This is a genomic window from Photobacterium piscicola (genome assembly GCF_900166965.1).
GTDB classification, from domain to species: Bacteria; Pseudomonadota; Gammaproteobacteria; order Enterobacterales; family Vibrionaceae; genus Photobacterium; species Photobacterium piscicola.
Window position 1 is genome coordinate 742807 of sequence record NZ_FUZI01000001.1, and the last position, 16124, is coordinate 758930.

Sequence of the window (16124 nt, forward strand, 5' to 3'; positions counted from 1 at the left end):
TACCGCACATTTACGAACCCTTCCTTGCAAAATCCACCTGTTGCATAAAAAACACGCTATTATGAATAAGAAAAACCAATTTTTTGATATTTATATCGCATAAATAACATATTAAGTAGGAATTATTAAAATCACATATACCATATAGACATGCACAACAACATAACTAGAAGATCATGACTACAACTGCCGTTAAAGAATCATTACCACCACCAGAGCCTTTCTTTGCTATCAAAATTATTCCCACCATCATCATTGTATTGCTCAGTACCCTCAGCTGGCACTTTATCGATATACCATCCGAACTAAATATTGCAGCCTTTCATACTGCTATTATTTTTATCGCCACCATTGTCGCCATCGTTGCGAATGTCTTACCCACTGGAGCTGTTGCTGTTATTGCAGTTTCCGCTTATGCCGTTCTTCATGCAGGAGGAGAAACATCAGCAAAAGCCGCAATTATGGCAGCCACCAGCAATTTTAATAATGTCCTTATTTGGTTGATCGTCATTGCCTTTATGATTGCTCGTGCCTTTGCTAAAACAGGCCTAGGTAAACGTATTGCGCTTATCTTGCTTAGTTGGTTTGGTCAGTCTTCTTTACGTATTGCTTATTGTTTAGGTGTGGCTGATTTTCTTATCGCCCCCGCTACACCCAGCAATACCGCTCGTTCAGCTATTATCTCCCCTATTGCCGATTCACTTGCAAAAGTCATCAATAAAGATGATCGCAAGTTGGGTCAATACCTTATTTCTTCAGTAAGCGCTATGAACGACGCATCAGCAGTAGGTTTTCAAACCGGGTTTGCGGGTAACCTTGCTTTAGTCGGAATAGCTGCCTCGGTTGCTGGCATTAATATGACCTTTAGCCACTGGGCACTGTATTTATTACTACCAGCAGCAATTTTACTATTAACGATCCCCTTTATTCTGTTTAAATTTATTAACCCAGAAACAAAAAAAACGCCACAAGCTCCAGCTTATGCAAAACAAGCTTTACTGCATTTAGGTCCTGTTAGTGTTGCTGAATGGAAATTAATCGCGGTCTTTATTGCATTAATTATTATGTGGGTCGGTGGACAGTCTCTGCATCTACACTCAACCACATCAGCATTTATCGGTTTATCTGCCTTATTAATCTTAGGTGTTTTAAATTGGAATGATGTCAAATCAGAAAAAGGCGCATGGGATACGCTAGTTTGGTTTGCAGTATTAATGGGAATGGCAAGCCAACTAAAAAAACTCGGTTTTACCGCTTGGGTGGGTCACGGCGTTTCTGATTTAATCAGTCAATATATGGGCCATGCTAGTTCCACACTGATTTTAATTGTCATGATGATTTTCTATCTTGTAACCGCCTACTTTTTTGCCTCAGGAACAGCAAAAGTTGTTGCTTTAGGTCCGGTGATTATTGGTTCTTTAATGGCTTTAGGTGTTAGCCCTTTAATCTCAATTTTAGCCGTAGCAGGAATTACAAATATAGGCTGTAACCTTACAACCTATAGTCATGCACGTAATCCATTATTAATGGGTTATCAATACCATAACGATAAACAGTGGATGAAAATTGGTTTAATTATCTCTGGCGGCGGTGCCGTAATATTTATGACTTCAGGTATTATTTGGTGGTCGATTTTAGGCCTTATGTAAGCCATTAATACCATCATCTCAGCACACAAATAGCACTAATAAAAAGCCCATACCATGGTAAATCAGTATGGGCTAACTTTCCTGTCTTCGCTATGACTAAATCAATGCAATTGATGCACTCGCTTTAGCTTGTAATGTTCGAAACTCATGTTTAGCTAAATGACTGTCCATTGATGCTCGAAGTAATTTATACAATAAAATAGACCCATCAATTTCTTCTTTACGATTGGTTAAACTTTCAATATTGAGCCCCAATGGTAAATCATATTCAACCACTGCATCTAAAATTTGATTAAGGCTATTGCAGCACATTTTAATCGATTCATGTAATGGATTTGTCGCATTTAGAATACGTAAACTGGTTGCCTCAGGCACACTCACACCTAACCATTCAATAAACTCTAGTGTCTTAGCACTACCACATGGTGAAAACGTTAATAAAATACGCTGAGGTTTAATACCATCTTGCTTACATTCAATCGCATAACGAGTCAAAATATCAATCGTTGCCTGAGTGTCATAAATAGCTTGAGAGATAAAGAAATTACACCCTTGCTGGTATTTTTCAATTAATCGGGCATGTTCATTGCCTTTCTTAGCATGACGTTCAGCAATCATAATGCCACCAGTAAAAAAGTTATTCTGATGTTCTGCCAATGCTTGATACGCTGTCGATAACGGCAACGATACTTCATTTTTTGCTGATGGACTTCCAACTAACACAATGTCACGTACTTGATATTCATGCCACGCTTCATTCAGCCATTCATCAAATGCTTCTGTTTCCGATTGCACCACACTTTTATAAGTAATTACCGGACACCCAGTTTTCTTATTAAGTAACGATGAATAATAACGAGGATCATGAGTCGATTTGAATGGGAATGGGCGTGGTTTTTTTGTCCGCGAAACTTCATCTTGAATGTCATACACAATCAAACCATCAATCGCGAGATCTTTAATACGATTCACTAATCGATCTGCAATGCCTTCAACTTCATCTAAAGGCGTATTTGTTTTTGGCGGCGTTGTACCAATAAAATAAACACCGCGTGTAATATCGTTATAACGCACACGAAGTTCAGATTCTGCATTTGTCGCTGACGCTTGATTTACCATTAATAATCACTTCCATGTTTTGTCATCGGCCCTAAATGTAGCCATAAATCATTAAACCGATGATGACAAATATTTCCTAACTATAGCGCTATTATGTTGCGCTATCGTTAACATCCTTGTATTAAAACTATTATAACTTCCAGAAAGATACTAATTATTTAAATGCATAAATTAGTTTCTTTTTCAAACACCTTGTTTCCTTTGTACCTAATCACTCTCTATAAATCAAAATATATCCGTTTTATTTTCAATCATATAAAATCACATGCAGGTCTGATCTATCCATGATAAGTAATCAACGGAACCTTTTGTTATCGGTAGTTGGATAATTTCAGGCGTTTCATAAAGGTGGTGTTTTACTATGATAGCTTGCACCTGCTCAAACAGATTCTTTTTAGTCTTAATGATTATTTGCTGCTCTTGATCACAGTTAATCTTCTGTTTCCAATGGTAATAACTTTTAATCGGCATAACTTGAATACATGCCGCGAGGCGCTGTTCAAGTAGAGCATTAATGATTGTTTGACCATTTTCATCATCTGAAAATGTAGTAACAATGACGCAATAATTTGTCATTTTTTGTTCCTTCTAAAAACTCATGTATTAAATTAATAATCAAATATTAGTGATAAATGTTATCAGAGCGATTCATAGCCATCGTTTTTAGCCAAAATTGTTGATGGCAATTAATGGCAGCGATATATCTAAATAGAGAAAGAGGCATATATCTCCATAAAAATGCAATTTTGAGCAAAAATAGTTGCTGGATAGCGATCCAGTTATCAAAAATATAATGTATACTAGCGGCAACTCAATACCTATTCATCGTAAACACTACGATTTAGTGTATTGCGAGTGTTAATACAAAGGTAATGAAATGAATTTAAACCAAGAGCTTCAAAATCTTAACAATCGTATGGACAAGTGCCAGCGTAAACTTGCTGCTGCTATTCAACGTGATGATAAAGTTATCATCAAGCAGTTTAAAGATGAGCTTCTTAGCCTTAACAAAAAAGCGCAAAACGTTAAACACCGTAAGTCAACAGAAGTAAGTGGCAAAAGTAAAGATGTAAAATCTCTTGCTTTTAATCGCGTGTTAACAAAAGCAGAACAAGCAGACATGGGTAAACTGAAAAAATCAGTAAAAGACCTTGTTGTTGTTCACCCAATGACGGCACTTGGTCGTAGCATGGGTATTAAAGCTGTTACAGGTTACGCACCAAAAGCATTCTAATATCTGTTTACAAGGTAACTTATAAACAAATATTGCCGAAAGGCATAAAAAAGATCGTCATATGACGATCTTTTTTTATGTCAAAAATACAGTCATACCTCAATATTAGTGCTCATTCATCCACAAACTGAGGTAGAATATATTCCTTCATCGTTATTTGGACTTTCCAATGGAAAAATTAATGCCTTATATGGCAAAATTCGCATTTGGCCTATCAATGATCATGTTTGTTGTTGGTGGCGTTTTAGCATTAGTTGCACTATATAACCACTTTTGAGTAGACTTTGATTACAATCGTAATCCACCGTCAATCTCAAGTACCCTGCCGGTGAAATAATCATTTTCTATAATAAATCTCACCGAATGGGCGATTTCTGTTGGCTCACCAATACGTGCTAATGGAACCATCGCCAACATACGTTCAATCATGTCATCGTTAATTTGTGCAGCCATTGGCGTATCAATCAGACCCGGTGCAATTGCAGCAACTCGAATACCATATTGTCCGAGCTCTCGCGCCCAACCGACAGCCATTGTCGTTACTGCCGCTTTTGATGCAGCATAGTTTGTCTGGCCAATATTGCCAGCACGAGCCGCACTAGAGATATTAATGATAACGCCTTTGGTTTCATTTTCAATCATCCACTTAGCCGCTTCTCTGCCGCATAAAAAAGTGCCTGTAACGTTAACATTCATTACAGTTTGAAATTGATCCAATGACATTTTACTAATGCCGGTCTGGTCTTTCTGCACCAACAAACCATCATCCAAGATACCAGCATTATTAATTAGAATATCAATATGCTCAAAATCTTCCATAATATGAGTAAAGGCTTCTTCTACCTGATCTTCACTTGTCACATCCGCTTCATAAATTCGCGCCATGCTATTAAGCATATGACATTGATCTTGTGTTTGTCTTAACCCTACTGTATTCACATCAATTAAAGCGAGCTGTGCTCCCATCTGTGCAAGCGTTACAGCCATCATTTGCCCAAGCCCTTGACCTGCGCCAGTTATGACAATAACACTATTCTCAATGTCCACGTTAATTCGCTCCTAAACCTGTTTATACATATATCAAAAAACACTGATTAACATTAACAATTCGAAAAAATAGAGAAAGCACAACACTGTTTCATTATTCGAATAATCACATTAAATCAGTTAATGGATTTGCTTGTTGCTGCCATAACGGCATAAATAAACTATCAACTAAGCGTATGTCTACTGTTGAAATAGTCTTATATAACCACTGAGGCTGAGCGTCTTTATCAATAAGTCGCGCTCTTACACCTTCTTTAAACTCTCCCACTAATCCACATCGAACAGACAGAGATAATTCCATCTTAAAGCATTCAGCTAAGCTTGCTTGTTGGTATTGTTGCATTTGCTGAAAACAGATGTGAGCTGATAATGGGCTTCCATTGGCAAGGGTTTGTTTTGCTTTTTCAAGCCAACATCCCAACCCGTCAATAGCATTAATTTGTTGGTAAACAATCTCAAGCGTTGGTGCCACACATGCTGCTTGAATTTGTGGAAAATAAGGAATCATTTGGCTTGGTGGACGCTGACGTTCAGAATCTATCGCAATCTCAGTTAATATCTCTGTTACAACCGCTGAAATTTGATTTTCTACTACATTTTGCCACGGATAATGCTTCAACTGTTTAATCAAACACTCGCGATCTTTATCAACGATAAGGTGATCAGCCATTGCTAAATCAAGCGCATCACTGGCATTAACATCAGACCCTGTTAGACCTAAAAATAGTCCTATTCCGGCAGGAAGCTGATTTAAAAACCATGTTGCACCCACATCTGGATATAAACCAATATTCATTTCAGGCATTGCTAACGACGCTGACGGTGTAACAACGCGATGACTAGCACCAATAAAGAGTCCCAATCCGCCGCCCATCACTAAGCCATTTCCCCAAGCAATAATCGGCTTCGGGTAACTATGAATCAAATAATCACAACTATATTCAACGGTAAAATAATCAATCAAAAACGGCTTTGCTAAATAGCTATTATCATTGTTAGCACGATGAATGTAATCATCAACTGTTGGCGTCGTCACTTGCTCTACAGCAGTCAAAGCAGGATCATTTTCAATCGCATAATAAAGCGCTCGAATATCAGCGCCAGAACAAAATGCTTTTTCTCCAACCGCTTGAATCATCACACTCACAATTTTTTCATCATGTTGCCAATGCAATAGTTGTTGTTGAATCGTTCTAAGCATTGTCAGTGTTAGTGCATTTAATGATGACGCATTATTCAGTTCTAGCACACCAATTGCATGACCACTGCCACATCGAATTTCAAATATATTTACCGTTCCAGTCATCCTTAAACCTCTTTTAAAATCCATTCAATTAGCAATAATATGCTATTTATAGCCTCTCACTGAATGATAGTTAAGAAATAGTGTTGAAAACAGAGTTTTCAATTTTATTACAGCGTATACTAATGTAAGGCAACTATCCCATAACCATATGATTAACAATTATAATCTTTAGATTTCCTAACTTCAGCTTCACATTCAGTGACAGCATCCCATAATAACTTTTCGCGTATGTGCTGCCGCTCTAAATTAGCATTAATACCATCAATAACATTTTGATCCATTGGACCTAAATAATGATCAGTTGTATCCGTAATAATGACGCGAAGTTCTTCCATTGTTGGTAAACGATTATTCGATTCTTCAAAGTCGTCAAAGATGTCATTCACTTTCCCTGACACCTCTTGTTTGATTCTTTTAAATTCTGAACTATCCATATACACCTCCAGAAAAACAACAATAATAATAGTAATAAACGATCGATTAAAAGCAATTGCTGGATCGCATTTATTGTATTAATCTATCAAAAACAAACAATAAACATACACTGTTAATCATATCACTTAACAAAATAACCATAGGATATTACTCTACACTATATGTATTTAGACCTATTTTCTTAATCAGTATAGTTGTCGTATGCGAGATAAAAATGAAATTTATACGACAAAAAATAAGGATATGACACTCAGTTGAAGACTCTAAATCACACTATTCGGTTTTATCTCTCGTTACCATTGTCATTGTGTGTGTTCTATACAGCGACAGCTAATGCAGCCCCTCTCGCTCAAAATTCCTTAGACAAGAATCAGACAGAAACCAGTGTATTACCGCAGACAACAACACCAAGTAACGACACTAACGACGACAATACACCGTATAAAATGAAGCAATGGATTGATAGCTCTCAACAATCAATGACCGATTCAGTACACACCGTCGGAGAATATATAGATCAAAGTCTAACTAAAGATGAGAATGAAGCCGAACTGACCAATCGCAGTTATCTTCGTATTCGTCAGCGGGCGATATATTCATACCGAGGTAAATTAGAAAATGATTTCAAGGTTTACTTTAAACTCGATTTACCGCACGTTAAGCGTGATTGGAAATTAATCTTGGATTCAGAGCCCAGTGATTATGACAGCCTAGAAAGTAAACAACGGGGTATCGCCTCTGGCAGTAAAACCCAAAATGGAGACACTGTTGGTGGCTTTAGACTTCAAGATGCACAATTTGGTAACTGGAGCTCTGATTTTGATATTGGTATTAAGCTCAAATTCCCTATCGATCCTTTTGTAAAAGCTCGCCTGACTCGAGTGGATAATGTCAGTAAAAACTGGACAACTCAACTTGAACAAGAGGTGTTTTATTACCATTCAAAAGGTTTTGGATCTCTCACTCAATTAAGCGGATTTTATGCACTAACTTCCGACCACAAAAATATTTTTAGAACCACAACCAGTGCACAATATTTACAAGAAGATGATAAATGGGAATTGGTACAACAATTTAATGTTTATCAGCGAGCAACAGAAAGGGATTTATTTGAGTATTCAATGGGAATAAGTGCAGATACCGATGAAATGAAAGAAATCACTAACTATTGGGTATCGGCTGAATGGAAACGACGTGTGTATAAGCACTGGCTTTATCTCGCGGCACGACCACAACTTGAATTTCCGCGAGATTATAATTACCACGCTAACTTAGGTATTATGATTGAACTTGAAATGTTCTTTTCTAAAAACCGAAAAATTGATGAATTAGGGCGTTATATTCCAAAACCTGTTAAACAACGTAACCTCACTGAACAATAAGAAAAAACACCGTTAAGCGATAGAATAATCCTCATGCTTAACGGTGTTAATTACGATCTATTTTTATTATTTTTTCTGATGTGAGATAGGCATTGTATCGTTGATAATTACAGGGCCTAAACCAATCACACAACGTTGATAACCTTTTTTCCAGCCTTCGATATACTTCATTTTTTCAACACCCTTAAGATCATCAAGGATTGTCTTTGATGGCTGCCATTGATTCTTAAGCGCATCTTTACATCCATCATTATAGCCATGTTGAATAAATTGCTGGTTCAGTGTAAGAGGCTTGGCTGTTTGCGTAGCGGTTTCTTTTACTGCCGTCGTTGCAGAAGATGTAGATGTTAACGCTGACGAGCTACATCCAGACAAAAGTGCAAACATACCAACTATCGCCCATGAATAACGCATATCTTTACCTTACAAATCAAAGTTAGCTATTTGGGCTCATCATACTCCAATATCCTTTAATGGAATATTAATCTTATTGTATTCTGCTTAATAGGTCTTTTAGTACACGATTGGCTGATTATTTTTTAAACATATTTTTAATGTGCTTAGTTCCCATAAAACCTACCCTATTCATTGTTTGATAAGAATATTAATAATAGAAAGTCATATTAAAAAATAATAGATAGAATAAAGGCTAGAACAAACTAGCCCATTTAAATGATAGGTATTCTATTTAATCAATTAGCTATTTTTTATTAATAATAAAGGTAATATGGTATTATTAGCTTTAATTTCATTACATATTTCATTAATGTTTTTCATGAAATCTTTATTATGACTACGAATACGATGATAGGTTTGAAAAACTAATATAACATCATCATCATTAAGCTCTCGCATTGAAGAGATTGCAGATAATACCCCTCGAATAATAAAAAAACCCACAATCAAGTCGCTATAAATTTTTTGCATATCTTTAGCAGGAAAATCATTTTGATAAAAAACATAAATAATATAATTTATCCAAATATGTGTATTTTCTTTAAAATAATTAGTGTAATTATTGTTAAATCCATATTGTAAAATCTTTTTTTGTTTATCACTATCGCCATTTGCAAGGGATAATGATTCTATTAGTTGCTTATGGATACTATCAAATCGTTCATAAGCGATAATTAAGTTTCTTTTTGACTCAAGATCAATACGAAAGTTAAATATTTTAATTAATAATCCAGCTTGAATATCAGATGAAGTTTGTTGATTATCATATAGTTGATTAAAATTATTATTATTAATTTCCTCACAGCAAAGTAATAAACGTTTCTGAAGTTCATCTGGTTGATTAGTATAAGGAGCAATTAAACGCAATGTCATACCAATATAAGATAAACGTTGTTCTAAGCTAGAATTATTTATAAATAAAATATCAACAATAAAATGTTGGACAGTATTATACCAAACAGGACGAGAATAATTATTAGCTTTAAAGATATCATCAGGATAATTTTCTTGATGAAATTCCATTGCTGCCGGATTTAATAAAATCTGTCTGGCTGCCTCTGGGCATGACAACGATAAATTATGTTCTTTTTTATGCCCACGAATTGTTGATATTCGTGGGTAAGATTGGCAAGTATTGGACAAACGCTTATGCCCATGTACCTTATGAACCTCACATAAACCATTATTTTCTCTAAAAGGACAAACACCATTATTATCTAATTCTATTTTAGCATAATAAGGTGATTCTCCTTTAGTTCGAAGAATTACTTTAGCAGCCTTATTTTTTAGCTCACTTTTCTGTGTCATAAACTGATATGTTGATTTATCAATCGAAATATCCCAACTATGACAGCAATGGTCTTCACACTTATCCGCGATACATGAAAAATTTTTTATATACTCTGGTGTTATTATCATTTTCATAAACGTGCAATTCTTATACTATTGGTTAAATTATCAAAACAATAGTATAAGTAATTATTTGCGATGCAATTAAAAGAAGCTAACGATGTTATGTTTTTCACATATTCATTACTCATTCTAAAAATACAACCGTACTAAATGTGCTTTTCCCTAGTTACAATCATATTATTTATTAACAGGACAACAAAAAGAAAAATAAATGTCACTAAGGCTACAGGTACACCATATTGTAGAGACAAACTGCACAAGGTATATACGCTTGATGATATTAATGTTCCAGAAGAAAAACTCGATAAAACAATCACATTAATAACAGTTAATCCCGTAAACAAGCTCACCATGCCGAGAGTTTGGTATGACTGTCTTTTAATTGTAAACAGTTGATTAGTCCGTGTCGCTTCAAATAGAAACTTCTGCCCTAAAGAATATGACACCAACAATAATAACGTACTGTAAAACAAAGAAAACCCAAAAGTTGAAATCGGATAGAGTGCTTTACTTGAACCCAATAAGTATACAAATTTTGCCGCTTCTAAAGCACTATAAAAAACAATAGCTGCTAATGAGTAAAATACTATCTGGCGTATAAGTCGATGTATGTTCATTCTAATAACCTAACAAAACCTGAAAATAATACATGCTGTTAAATGCTTTAGATTTAACCCCTTTTATAACACCCACAAAAAAGCGCCGAATTATCAGCGCCTTCTTAAAACGTTATCGTGTATTATTTTATCACACCACAGACCATACGTGCACCACCACCACCAAGCGGTTGAGGATGATCTGAATGGTTATCCCCTCCAGCATGAATCATTAATGATCGCCCTTTCAAATCTGATAATTTTAATCGAGGGGCTAGCACTGGCTGAACAGCAGCACCTTTATGATTAACATAAAGAGGTGGTAGATCTCCCAAATGATTATCATCGGTCCATGAGAAACCATGCTTATCCGTTTTCATTGGATCATAATGGCCACCAGCGCCACCACCTAAAACAGTTTTACCCATTTTTTCAGTCGTATCACATGAAGGGTTTGTATGCACATGAAAACCATGTAATCCTGTTGGTAAGCCTTCTAAATGTGGCGTAAAAACAACACCATATTTTGTTTGTTCAACAGATATCGTCCCCGCCATAGCCCCAGAGCTAAGATCTGTCATCTTAACCGAGAGATCAGCAGCACTTACATTAGCAGAAGCTAAAATTAAGGCAGAAAGTAGTATTTTTTTCATGGTTATAATCCTTATAGAAATCCATTTGATACTTATTAGTCCATAACGAGACTATACATTATTAGTGGCATTTTTTTACTCATCAAAAGTACCTGTATATAATGAAAATGTATAATAGCGAATGCTTATAAACTTAATAGGAATTAATAATGAAATTTTCAAGAAAAAACGATTACTCTAAAAGCCATAGCAATGATAATATTTTTATCACTTTAATAAAAAAAACAGATGATAGTACTAAAAAAGACAATTATTTTTGATAATGAGATAAATCATTAATTTTATTGGATGATGTGAGAATAAAATATTTCGAAAAAAACAACAGCGGTAGTTCACAGGGGTTCAATTTTTAACAATTAACAAAATAATAAAACATATGCAAATTTGAAGTAGAAAACCTCGAAATAATTTCGAGGCTTTTATCATCATTAGAGACAATATTCATCAATCGTAAGTAATAATAAAATCTAATAGTGGTGATTTATTTTAAATGTTTTAAGTAAGTAAAAAACTCAACATCTTTCTCGTAATCATTTTTTTCATATAAATTTTGAGCTTTAAGATTATCAACAGCAGTGCTGAGCATAATAAACGATGCATCAGTTTCTTTAGCTAGCTCATCAGCCTGATTGAGGAGTAACTGAGCCACACCATGACAACGTGCAGATTCGGCAACAAACAAATCATACAGTAACCAAGTACGATTCATTTCTAATGAACAAAATAGTGGATATAGCTGAGTGAAGCCAACATAGTTATCATCTTTATCTACAATATAATAAATCACTGATTCATTATTCGATAAACGCTCTTCTAGATATTTTTGTGGATTCTTTCCTGAATAATCAACATGGTAAAATGTTAAATACTCTTCATATAATGGTGCTACTTTATTTAGATCGTCTAATGTTGCTTTTTTTACTGTAAACATAATAATACACCTCAATTTTTTGTTTATTAAATTCCTTAGCTCTGCCACATTCAATTAAATTATATAGAATATAAGATTTACAATATGAGTTACAAATATAAATTCATCTTTTATGGGTATATCCGCGTATAATATATATATGAGCTAATATTTACCACTCAACGCCTCAATCACGTCGGAGATGATAATAAATATTATATTGCTTAGTTTTATATTTTACCTAAAAATGCGTCAAAAATGACTCATTTAATTAAAACTTATTTAATGATAAATGTATCTACACTATCGTATTTAGATCGAAAAACACCAGCAATATATTCATTATTTTCACCGTTAATATAAGCAAACAACGAGCCATATTTCCTATTACCCTTTTAATTATAATCGTTGTTATTTGACCATTTTTAGGATCAACGTCTAAATTAATACACTCATAAGCATTAAGTTTAACGATCAATGAAATCTGGTATATTTTAGCGTTTACATTCACCACAATAAAATAATTCCTCGGCATCTAACTATTAATAGCAGTAATAGTTATCAACTAAGGTAGTTTTTAAGCACAGTATTAATAATGCTCAGCATCAAAGATGTGATTAGTAGAAAGAAAAAAGGAAGGATAGTAATTAACTGCTAATGGCAGGCATAGAACCTGCCGATTAGCATCACAAACTACGTGCGGTATAAAACCTTAATAATATGGTAACCAAATTTCGTCTTAATCGGACCGATTGGCTCTAGCACTTTGCCGCTAAATACGGCTTTATCAAATGCCGGTACCATCGCACCTTTTTTAAACTCACCTAAATCACCACCTTTTTTACCTGATGGACAAGTAGAATATTTTTTAGCAAGCGTCTGAAATTTAGCACCTTTTTTAAGTTGCTCTAAAATATCATCGGCTTGTTCTTTATGTTTTACCAAAATATGGAGTGCTGCTGCTGTTGAAGCCATGCTAATAAACCTATTGTCGCTATACTAATAAAGGGCTTGCTAATGTGATAATTATCGCATTAGTTGGTACAAAATGCTAATGCCTCTCGTTATATTATAACATTAAAAAGGTGAAAAAATTTAAAGGCTTACAAATTAAAGAATCCATTTATAATGGTACTATTCATTTTCCATTCATGGCGACTTAGTTACAGTTATAAATATGAAAAAACATTGCAAATATTTATATCTAATTGGATTTATCAGTCTCATAAGTTGTCAGGTGTTTGCCTCCCCGACGGCTGATATAGATGAACATCACGATAATGTTATGGATGCAGTAGCCCAAGGACTCATTCAGCCTTTTTCTGCATTACAACATAAAGTCCAGCAGCAGTTATTAGCCCGTATTATTCGCGTCGAGTTAGACAAAGATGTTGATGAATGGATTTATGAATTAAAGCTTATTGATGGTAACAACAATATAATTAAAGTCGAGTATGAAGCCCGTACTCTTAAAATGATAGAAATAAAAGGTCGCCATCTTGAAAGCGTCCTTAAGGTTCCAAAATGAAAATTCTAGTTGTTGAAGATGATGTAACATTAGGCGAGCAAGTTGTCGCAGGTTTAGAACAAAACGGTTGGGTTGCTGAGCACTCCATAGATGGTATTGATGCACTTTACCGTGCAACCTCAGAGCCATGGGATGCAATTGTGCTTGATTTAGGCTTACCCAAGCTAGATGGCATTACCGTTTTAAAAGGCATTCGTGAAGAAAACGTTAACTGCCCAGTGGTGATCCTAAGCGCACGTAATGAGCTAACACAACGTGTTGATGGCTTAAATGCAGGTGCTGATGACTATCTCACCAAGCCATTTCAAATGGTCGAGTTAGTGGCACGCGTACGCGCCCAATTACGCCGTGCAACCGGTAATGTATCACCCGTTATTCAAGCTGGCGATTTAAGCTTAGATACCCGTACCTCAAAGGTAACCTGGCAAGATAATGTCATTGATTTAACAGCACTTGAATTTAAAGTGCTGTCATACCTAATGCACAATACAGATAAAGTAATCTCTCGAACTGAACTCGTTGAACATATTTATAAGCAAGATTTCGACCGTGATTCAAACACCATTGAAGTGTTTATTGGCCGTATTCGCCGCAAAATTGGTAATGACGTAATCAAGACAGTACGTGGTCTTGGATATCGTATCAATGCTAATTAACCTACCCAAAAATCGTCAACCCAGTATTCGTAACCGACTGCTCATTGCTGCAGCAGTCTGGTTATTGGCGATTACATTAGCAGCGGGCTACCTTGTCCCTACTTTTATAAAAACCTACTTAATTGAACAAGAGAAGTCACAGCTCTACCTTTACATGGATCAAATTACAGCCCAAGTCGATATTGATAAGCATGGTCAACTGTTTGTTGATGGTCGTCTATCAAACCCTCGCTTTAATTTTCCATATAGCGGCTTATATTGGTCATTAAAGCTTAATCACCAAGTATTGCGCTCGCGTTCATTATGGGATACCACCATAAAAGGTAATGCGCAAAAAGGTTTTGAAGGTCCTAATAACCAATCTCTCATTGTTGTGAAACGTAAATTCAGCTTACCCGACAGTGATTACCCTATCGAATTATCGGTTGCGGTAAATCAAGATAAGCTCCTTAAAACATTACAACAATTAACTCATGGTTTATGGATTATTCTTATTATCATGGCAATTGGTATTTTAGTCTTAACAACCTTACAAGTCAGTTGGTCGTTATGGCCATTACGTAAACTGCGTAAAAACCTTATTGAAGTTCGAGAGGGCCATTCAACTGAACTTACAGGGCTTTATCCTGTTGAAATTCAGCCTGTGATTGATGACTTAAATGCACTCTTGTTTCACTATCAAGAGCTACTGCTGCGTGCAAGAAACCACTCAGGTAATTTATCCCACGCACTAAAAACCCCGATTGCGATCTTAAATAATGAAGTATCGTTATTAGATCCAACCACACAGGCCAAACTTGCCCCTGCGCTGCAACAATTACAACAGCATATTGATTACCACTTAGGCCGCGCACGTATGGCTGGTGCAATGAATATTCTTGCGACAAAAACAGCGTTATCACACCGTATTGATGCTATTTCATTAGCGATGGATAAAGTCTATGCGCATCGCGGTGTTGTATTAGTCAATGAGCTAGATAGTGATGTGGTGATTGCGGTTGAAAAAAGTGACTTAGATGAAATGATCGGTAACATTATTGAGAATAGTTATAAATGGGCAACGAGTTTAATTCGCGTTTATCAAGAACCCATTGTCGATGGTCATATCGTGTTAGTGATTGAAGATGATGGACCGGGTATTGCTCGTGAAAAATGCAAACAAGTATTAAAACGCGGTGTTAGATTAGATGAAAACACTCCGGGTACAGGACTTGGGCTCAATATCGTTAACGAGTTAGTACACAGTTACCGTGGCGATTTAGTGTTAACCAATAGTACTCTAGGTGGTTTAAAAGCCATGCTTTATTTACCAATTCCTCGTAAGTAAACCTTAGCTATTAATAACCATCTATAACAAGCCCTACAACATATCATGCTTGCAGGGCTTAATTCGCTTGCTTTACCATCTATTTTTCCTAGAACCTACAACGCACTCATTAAAATTTCAAAATCTTCTTGTGCTGATTCAATCAAACATTGAAGCTCTTTTGCATCTTGATTAGTGAGATCCAATTGCCAACAAACCTGCTCGGCTTCACGACACACTAGCAATGTTTTCATGCCAGCTTTGTTGAACCACAATTGCGAAAAATCTGCTTCACAAAGGGCATCATCTTCCGTAATAACCACTTCTAACTTCCCTGTAGGAATAACACGTACAGAGGCATTACCTTGCTGATTGCCACACAAGGTAAAGTTTCGTTGCTCAATTAACATCATCGTTTTCTCCTTGTCTCTTAT

The 16124-nt window shown here is 35.7% G+C and carries 19 protein-coding genes; 7 read left to right on the top strand and 12 right to left on the bottom strand.

Annotated elements, in window-relative coordinates; translation table 11 throughout:
- Positions 1-176: 176 nt before the first annotated feature.
- Positions 177-1649 (top strand): DASS family sodium-coupled anion symporter, encoded by a 1473-nt coding sequence (locus tag CZ809_RS03425; protein WP_080156020.1) that lies wholly within the window; start codon positions 177-179, stop codon positions 1647-1649.
- 96 nt (positions 1650-1745) lie between these two features.
- On the opposite strand, the gene CZ809_RS03430 is transcribed toward CZ809_RS03425, so the two are convergent.
- Positions 1746-2768, bottom strand: a complete 1023-nt coding sequence (locus tag CZ809_RS03430; RefSeq protein WP_080156021.1) for a methylenetetrahydrofolate reductase — start codon at positions 2766-2768, stop codon at positions 1746-1748.
- Between the two features lie 261 nt (positions 2769-3029).
- Positions 3030-3344, bottom strand: a complete 315-nt coding sequence (gene cutA / locus CZ809_RS03435; protein WP_080156022.1) for a divalent-cation tolerance protein CutA — start codon at positions 3342-3344, stop codon at positions 3030-3032.
- A gap of 301 nt (positions 3345-3645) precedes the next feature.
- Between cutA and CZ809_RS03440 the strand changes: the two genes are divergently transcribed.
- On the top strand, positions 3646-4002 hold the full coding sequence (locus CZ809_RS03440) for a YibL family ribosome-associated protein (protein ID WP_080156023.1): 357 nt from the start codon (positions 3646-3648) through the stop codon (positions 4000-4002).
- A gap of 169 nt (positions 4003-4171) precedes the next feature.
- The gene (locus tag CZ809_RS03445; protein WP_045036908.1) at positions 4172-4279 is read left to right on the top strand and encodes a hypothetical protein; all 108 of its coding nucleotides are present in this window, start codon (positions 4172-4174) and stop codon (positions 4277-4279) included.
- A gap of 11 nt (positions 4280-4290) precedes the next feature.
- On the opposite strand, the gene CZ809_RS03450 is transcribed toward CZ809_RS03445, so the two are convergent.
- The 3 genes from CZ809_RS03450 to CZ809_RS03460 all read right to left on the bottom strand — a co-directional run bounded on the left by CZ809_RS03450 (position 4291) and on the right by CZ809_RS03460 (position 6789).
- Complete coding sequence (locus tag CZ809_RS03450; protein ID WP_080156024.1) at positions 4291-5049, bottom strand: SDR family oxidoreductase; 759 nt, start codon at positions 5047-5049, stop codon at positions 4291-4293.
- Positions 5050-5155: 106 nt separating this feature from the next.
- Positions 5156-6355, bottom strand: coding sequence for an enoyl-CoA hydratase/isomerase family protein (locus CZ809_RS03455; protein WP_080156025.1), 1200 nt, complete (start codon positions 6353-6355; stop codon positions 5156-5158).
- Positions 6356-6507: 152 nt separating this feature from the next.
- Entirely contained in the window at positions 6508-6789 is a 282-nt protein-coding gene (locus CZ809_RS03460) for a hypothetical protein (RefSeq protein ID WP_080156026.1), read from the bottom strand.
- Positions 6790-7044: 255 nt separating this feature from the next.
- Between CZ809_RS03460 and CZ809_RS03465 the strand changes: the two genes are divergently transcribed.
- Positions 7045-8172 (top strand): hypothetical protein, encoded by a 1128-nt coding sequence (locus CZ809_RS03465; protein WP_080156027.1) that lies wholly within the window; start codon positions 7045-7047, stop codon positions 8170-8172.
- Between the two features lie 66 nt (positions 8173-8238).
- Here CZ809_RS03465 and CZ809_RS03470 read toward each other — a convergent pair whose 3' ends face one another.
- The 6 genes from CZ809_RS03470 to ppiC form a co-directional block, all read right to left on the bottom strand.
- On the bottom strand, positions 8239-8586 hold the full coding sequence (locus tag CZ809_RS03470) for a hypothetical protein (RefSeq protein ID WP_080156028.1): 348 nt from the start codon (positions 8584-8586) through the stop codon (positions 8239-8241).
- Between the two features lie 282 nt (positions 8587-8868).
- Positions 8869-10053, bottom strand: a complete 1185-nt coding sequence (gene fliB / locus CZ809_RS03475; RefSeq protein ID WP_080156029.1) for a flagellin lysine-N-methylase — start codon at positions 10051-10053, stop codon at positions 8869-8871.
- Positions 10054-10187: 134 nt separating this feature from the next.
- Positions 10188-10658: a hypothetical protein gene (locus CZ809_RS21000; protein ID WP_144396143.1), complete on the bottom strand. Its 471-nt coding sequence runs from the start codon at positions 10656-10658 to the stop codon at positions 10188-10190.
- Between the two features lie 122 nt (positions 10659-10780).
- Positions 10781-11290, bottom strand: a complete 510-nt coding sequence (locus CZ809_RS03480) for a superoxide dismutase family protein (RefSeq protein WP_080156030.1) — start codon at positions 11288-11290, stop codon at positions 10781-10783.
- A gap of 481 nt (positions 11291-11771) precedes the next feature.
- A complete protein-coding gene (locus CZ809_RS03485) occupies positions 11772-12221 on the bottom strand; it encodes a GNAT family N-acetyltransferase (protein WP_080156031.1) in 450 nt (149 codons plus the stop codon).
- A 672-nt stretch (positions 12222-12893) separates the two neighbouring features.
- Positions 12894-13175, bottom strand: coding sequence for a peptidylprolyl isomerase PpiC (gene ppiC / locus CZ809_RS03495; RefSeq protein WP_045036901.1), 282 nt, complete (start codon positions 13173-13175; stop codon positions 12894-12896).
- A 262-nt stretch (positions 13176-13437) separates the two neighbouring features.
- Between ppiC and CZ809_RS03500 the strand changes: the two genes are divergently transcribed.
- The 3 genes from CZ809_RS03500 to CZ809_RS03510 are packed head-to-tail and all read left to right on the top strand — an operon-like array spanning position 13438 to position 15711.
- The gene (locus CZ809_RS03500) at positions 13438-13728 is read left to right on the top strand and encodes a PepSY domain-containing protein (protein WP_235865769.1); all 291 of its coding nucleotides are present in this window, start codon (positions 13438-13440) and stop codon (positions 13726-13728) included.
- Positions 13725-14384 carry a response regulator transcription factor gene (locus CZ809_RS03505; RefSeq protein WP_080156034.1) on the top strand — a complete coding sequence of 220 codons (660 nt, stop codon included), beginning with the start codon at positions 13725-13727 and terminating at the stop codon, positions 14382-14384. Before CZ809_RS03500 ends, CZ809_RS03505 begins: the two co-directional genes overlap by 4 nt.
- Entirely contained in the window at positions 14374-15711 is a 1338-nt protein-coding gene (locus CZ809_RS03510) for an ATP-binding protein (RefSeq protein ID WP_080156035.1), read from the top strand. Before CZ809_RS03505 ends, CZ809_RS03510 begins: the two co-directional genes overlap by 11 nt.
- Before the next feature lie 95 nt (positions 15712-15806).
- On the opposite strand, the gene CZ809_RS03515 is transcribed toward CZ809_RS03510, so the two are convergent.
- On the bottom strand, positions 15807-16103 hold the full coding sequence (locus tag CZ809_RS03515; protein ID WP_235865770.1) for a hypothetical protein: 297 nt from the start codon (positions 16101-16103) through the stop codon (positions 15807-15809).
- Positions 16104-16124 lie beyond the last annotated feature (21 nt).

Coding starts and splice junctions, on each gene's coding strand:
- CZ809_RS03430 (WP_080156021.1), bottom strand. CDS start 2,768: ATGGTAAATCAAGCGTCAGCGACAAATGCAGAATCTGAACTTCGTGTG.
- ppiC (WP_045036901.1), bottom strand. CDS start 13,175: ATGGCTTCAACAGCAGCAGCACTCCATATTTTGGTAAAACATAAAGAA.
- CZ809_RS03445 (WP_045036908.1), top strand. CDS start 4,172: ATGGAAAAATTAATGCCTTATATGGCAAAATTCGCATTTGGCCTATCA.
- CZ809_RS03460 (WP_080156026.1), bottom strand. CDS start 6,789: ATGGATAGTTCAGAATTTAAAAGAATCAAACAAGAGGTGTCAGGGAAA.
- CZ809_RS03480 (WP_080156030.1), bottom strand. CDS start 11,290: ATGAAAAAAATACTACTTTCTGCCTTAATTTTAGCTTCTGCTAATGTA.
- CZ809_RS03440 (WP_080156023.1), top strand. CDS start 3,646: ATGAATTTAAACCAAGAGCTTCAAAATCTTAACAATCGTATGGACAAG.
- fliB (WP_080156029.1), bottom strand. CDS start 10,053: ATGAAAATGATAATAACACCAGAGTATATAAAAAATTTTTCATGTATC.
- CZ809_RS03485 (WP_080156031.1), bottom strand. CDS start 12,221: ATGTTTACAGTAAAAAAAGCAACATTAGACGATCTAAATAAAGTAGCA.
- CZ809_RS03510 (WP_080156035.1), top strand. CDS start 14,374: ATGCTAATTAACCTACCCAAAAATCGTCAACCCAGTATTCGTAACCGA.
- CZ809_RS21000 (WP_144396143.1), bottom strand. CDS start 10,658: ATGAACATACATCGACTTATACGCCAGATAGTATTTTACTCATTAGCA.
- CZ809_RS03470 (WP_080156028.1), bottom strand. CDS start 8,586: ATGCGTTATTCATGGGCGATAGTTGGTATGTTTGCACTTTTGTCTGGA.
- CZ809_RS03515 (WP_235865770.1), bottom strand. CDS start 16,103: ATGATGTTAATTGAGCAACGAAACTTTACCTTGTGTGGCAATCAGCAA.
- CZ809_RS03425 (WP_080156020.1), top strand. CDS start 177: ATGACTACAACTGCCGTTAAAGAATCATTACCACCACCAGAGCCTTTC.
- CZ809_RS03505 (WP_080156034.1), top strand. CDS start 13,725: ATGAAAATTCTAGTTGTTGAAGATGATGTAACATTAGGCGAGCAAGTT.
- CZ809_RS03455 (WP_080156025.1), bottom strand. CDS start 6,355: ATGACTGGAACGGTAAATATATTTGAAATTCGATGTGGCAGTGGTCAT.
- cutA (WP_080156022.1), bottom strand. CDS start 3,344: ATGACAAATTATTGCGTCATTGTTACTACATTTTCAGATGATGAAAAT.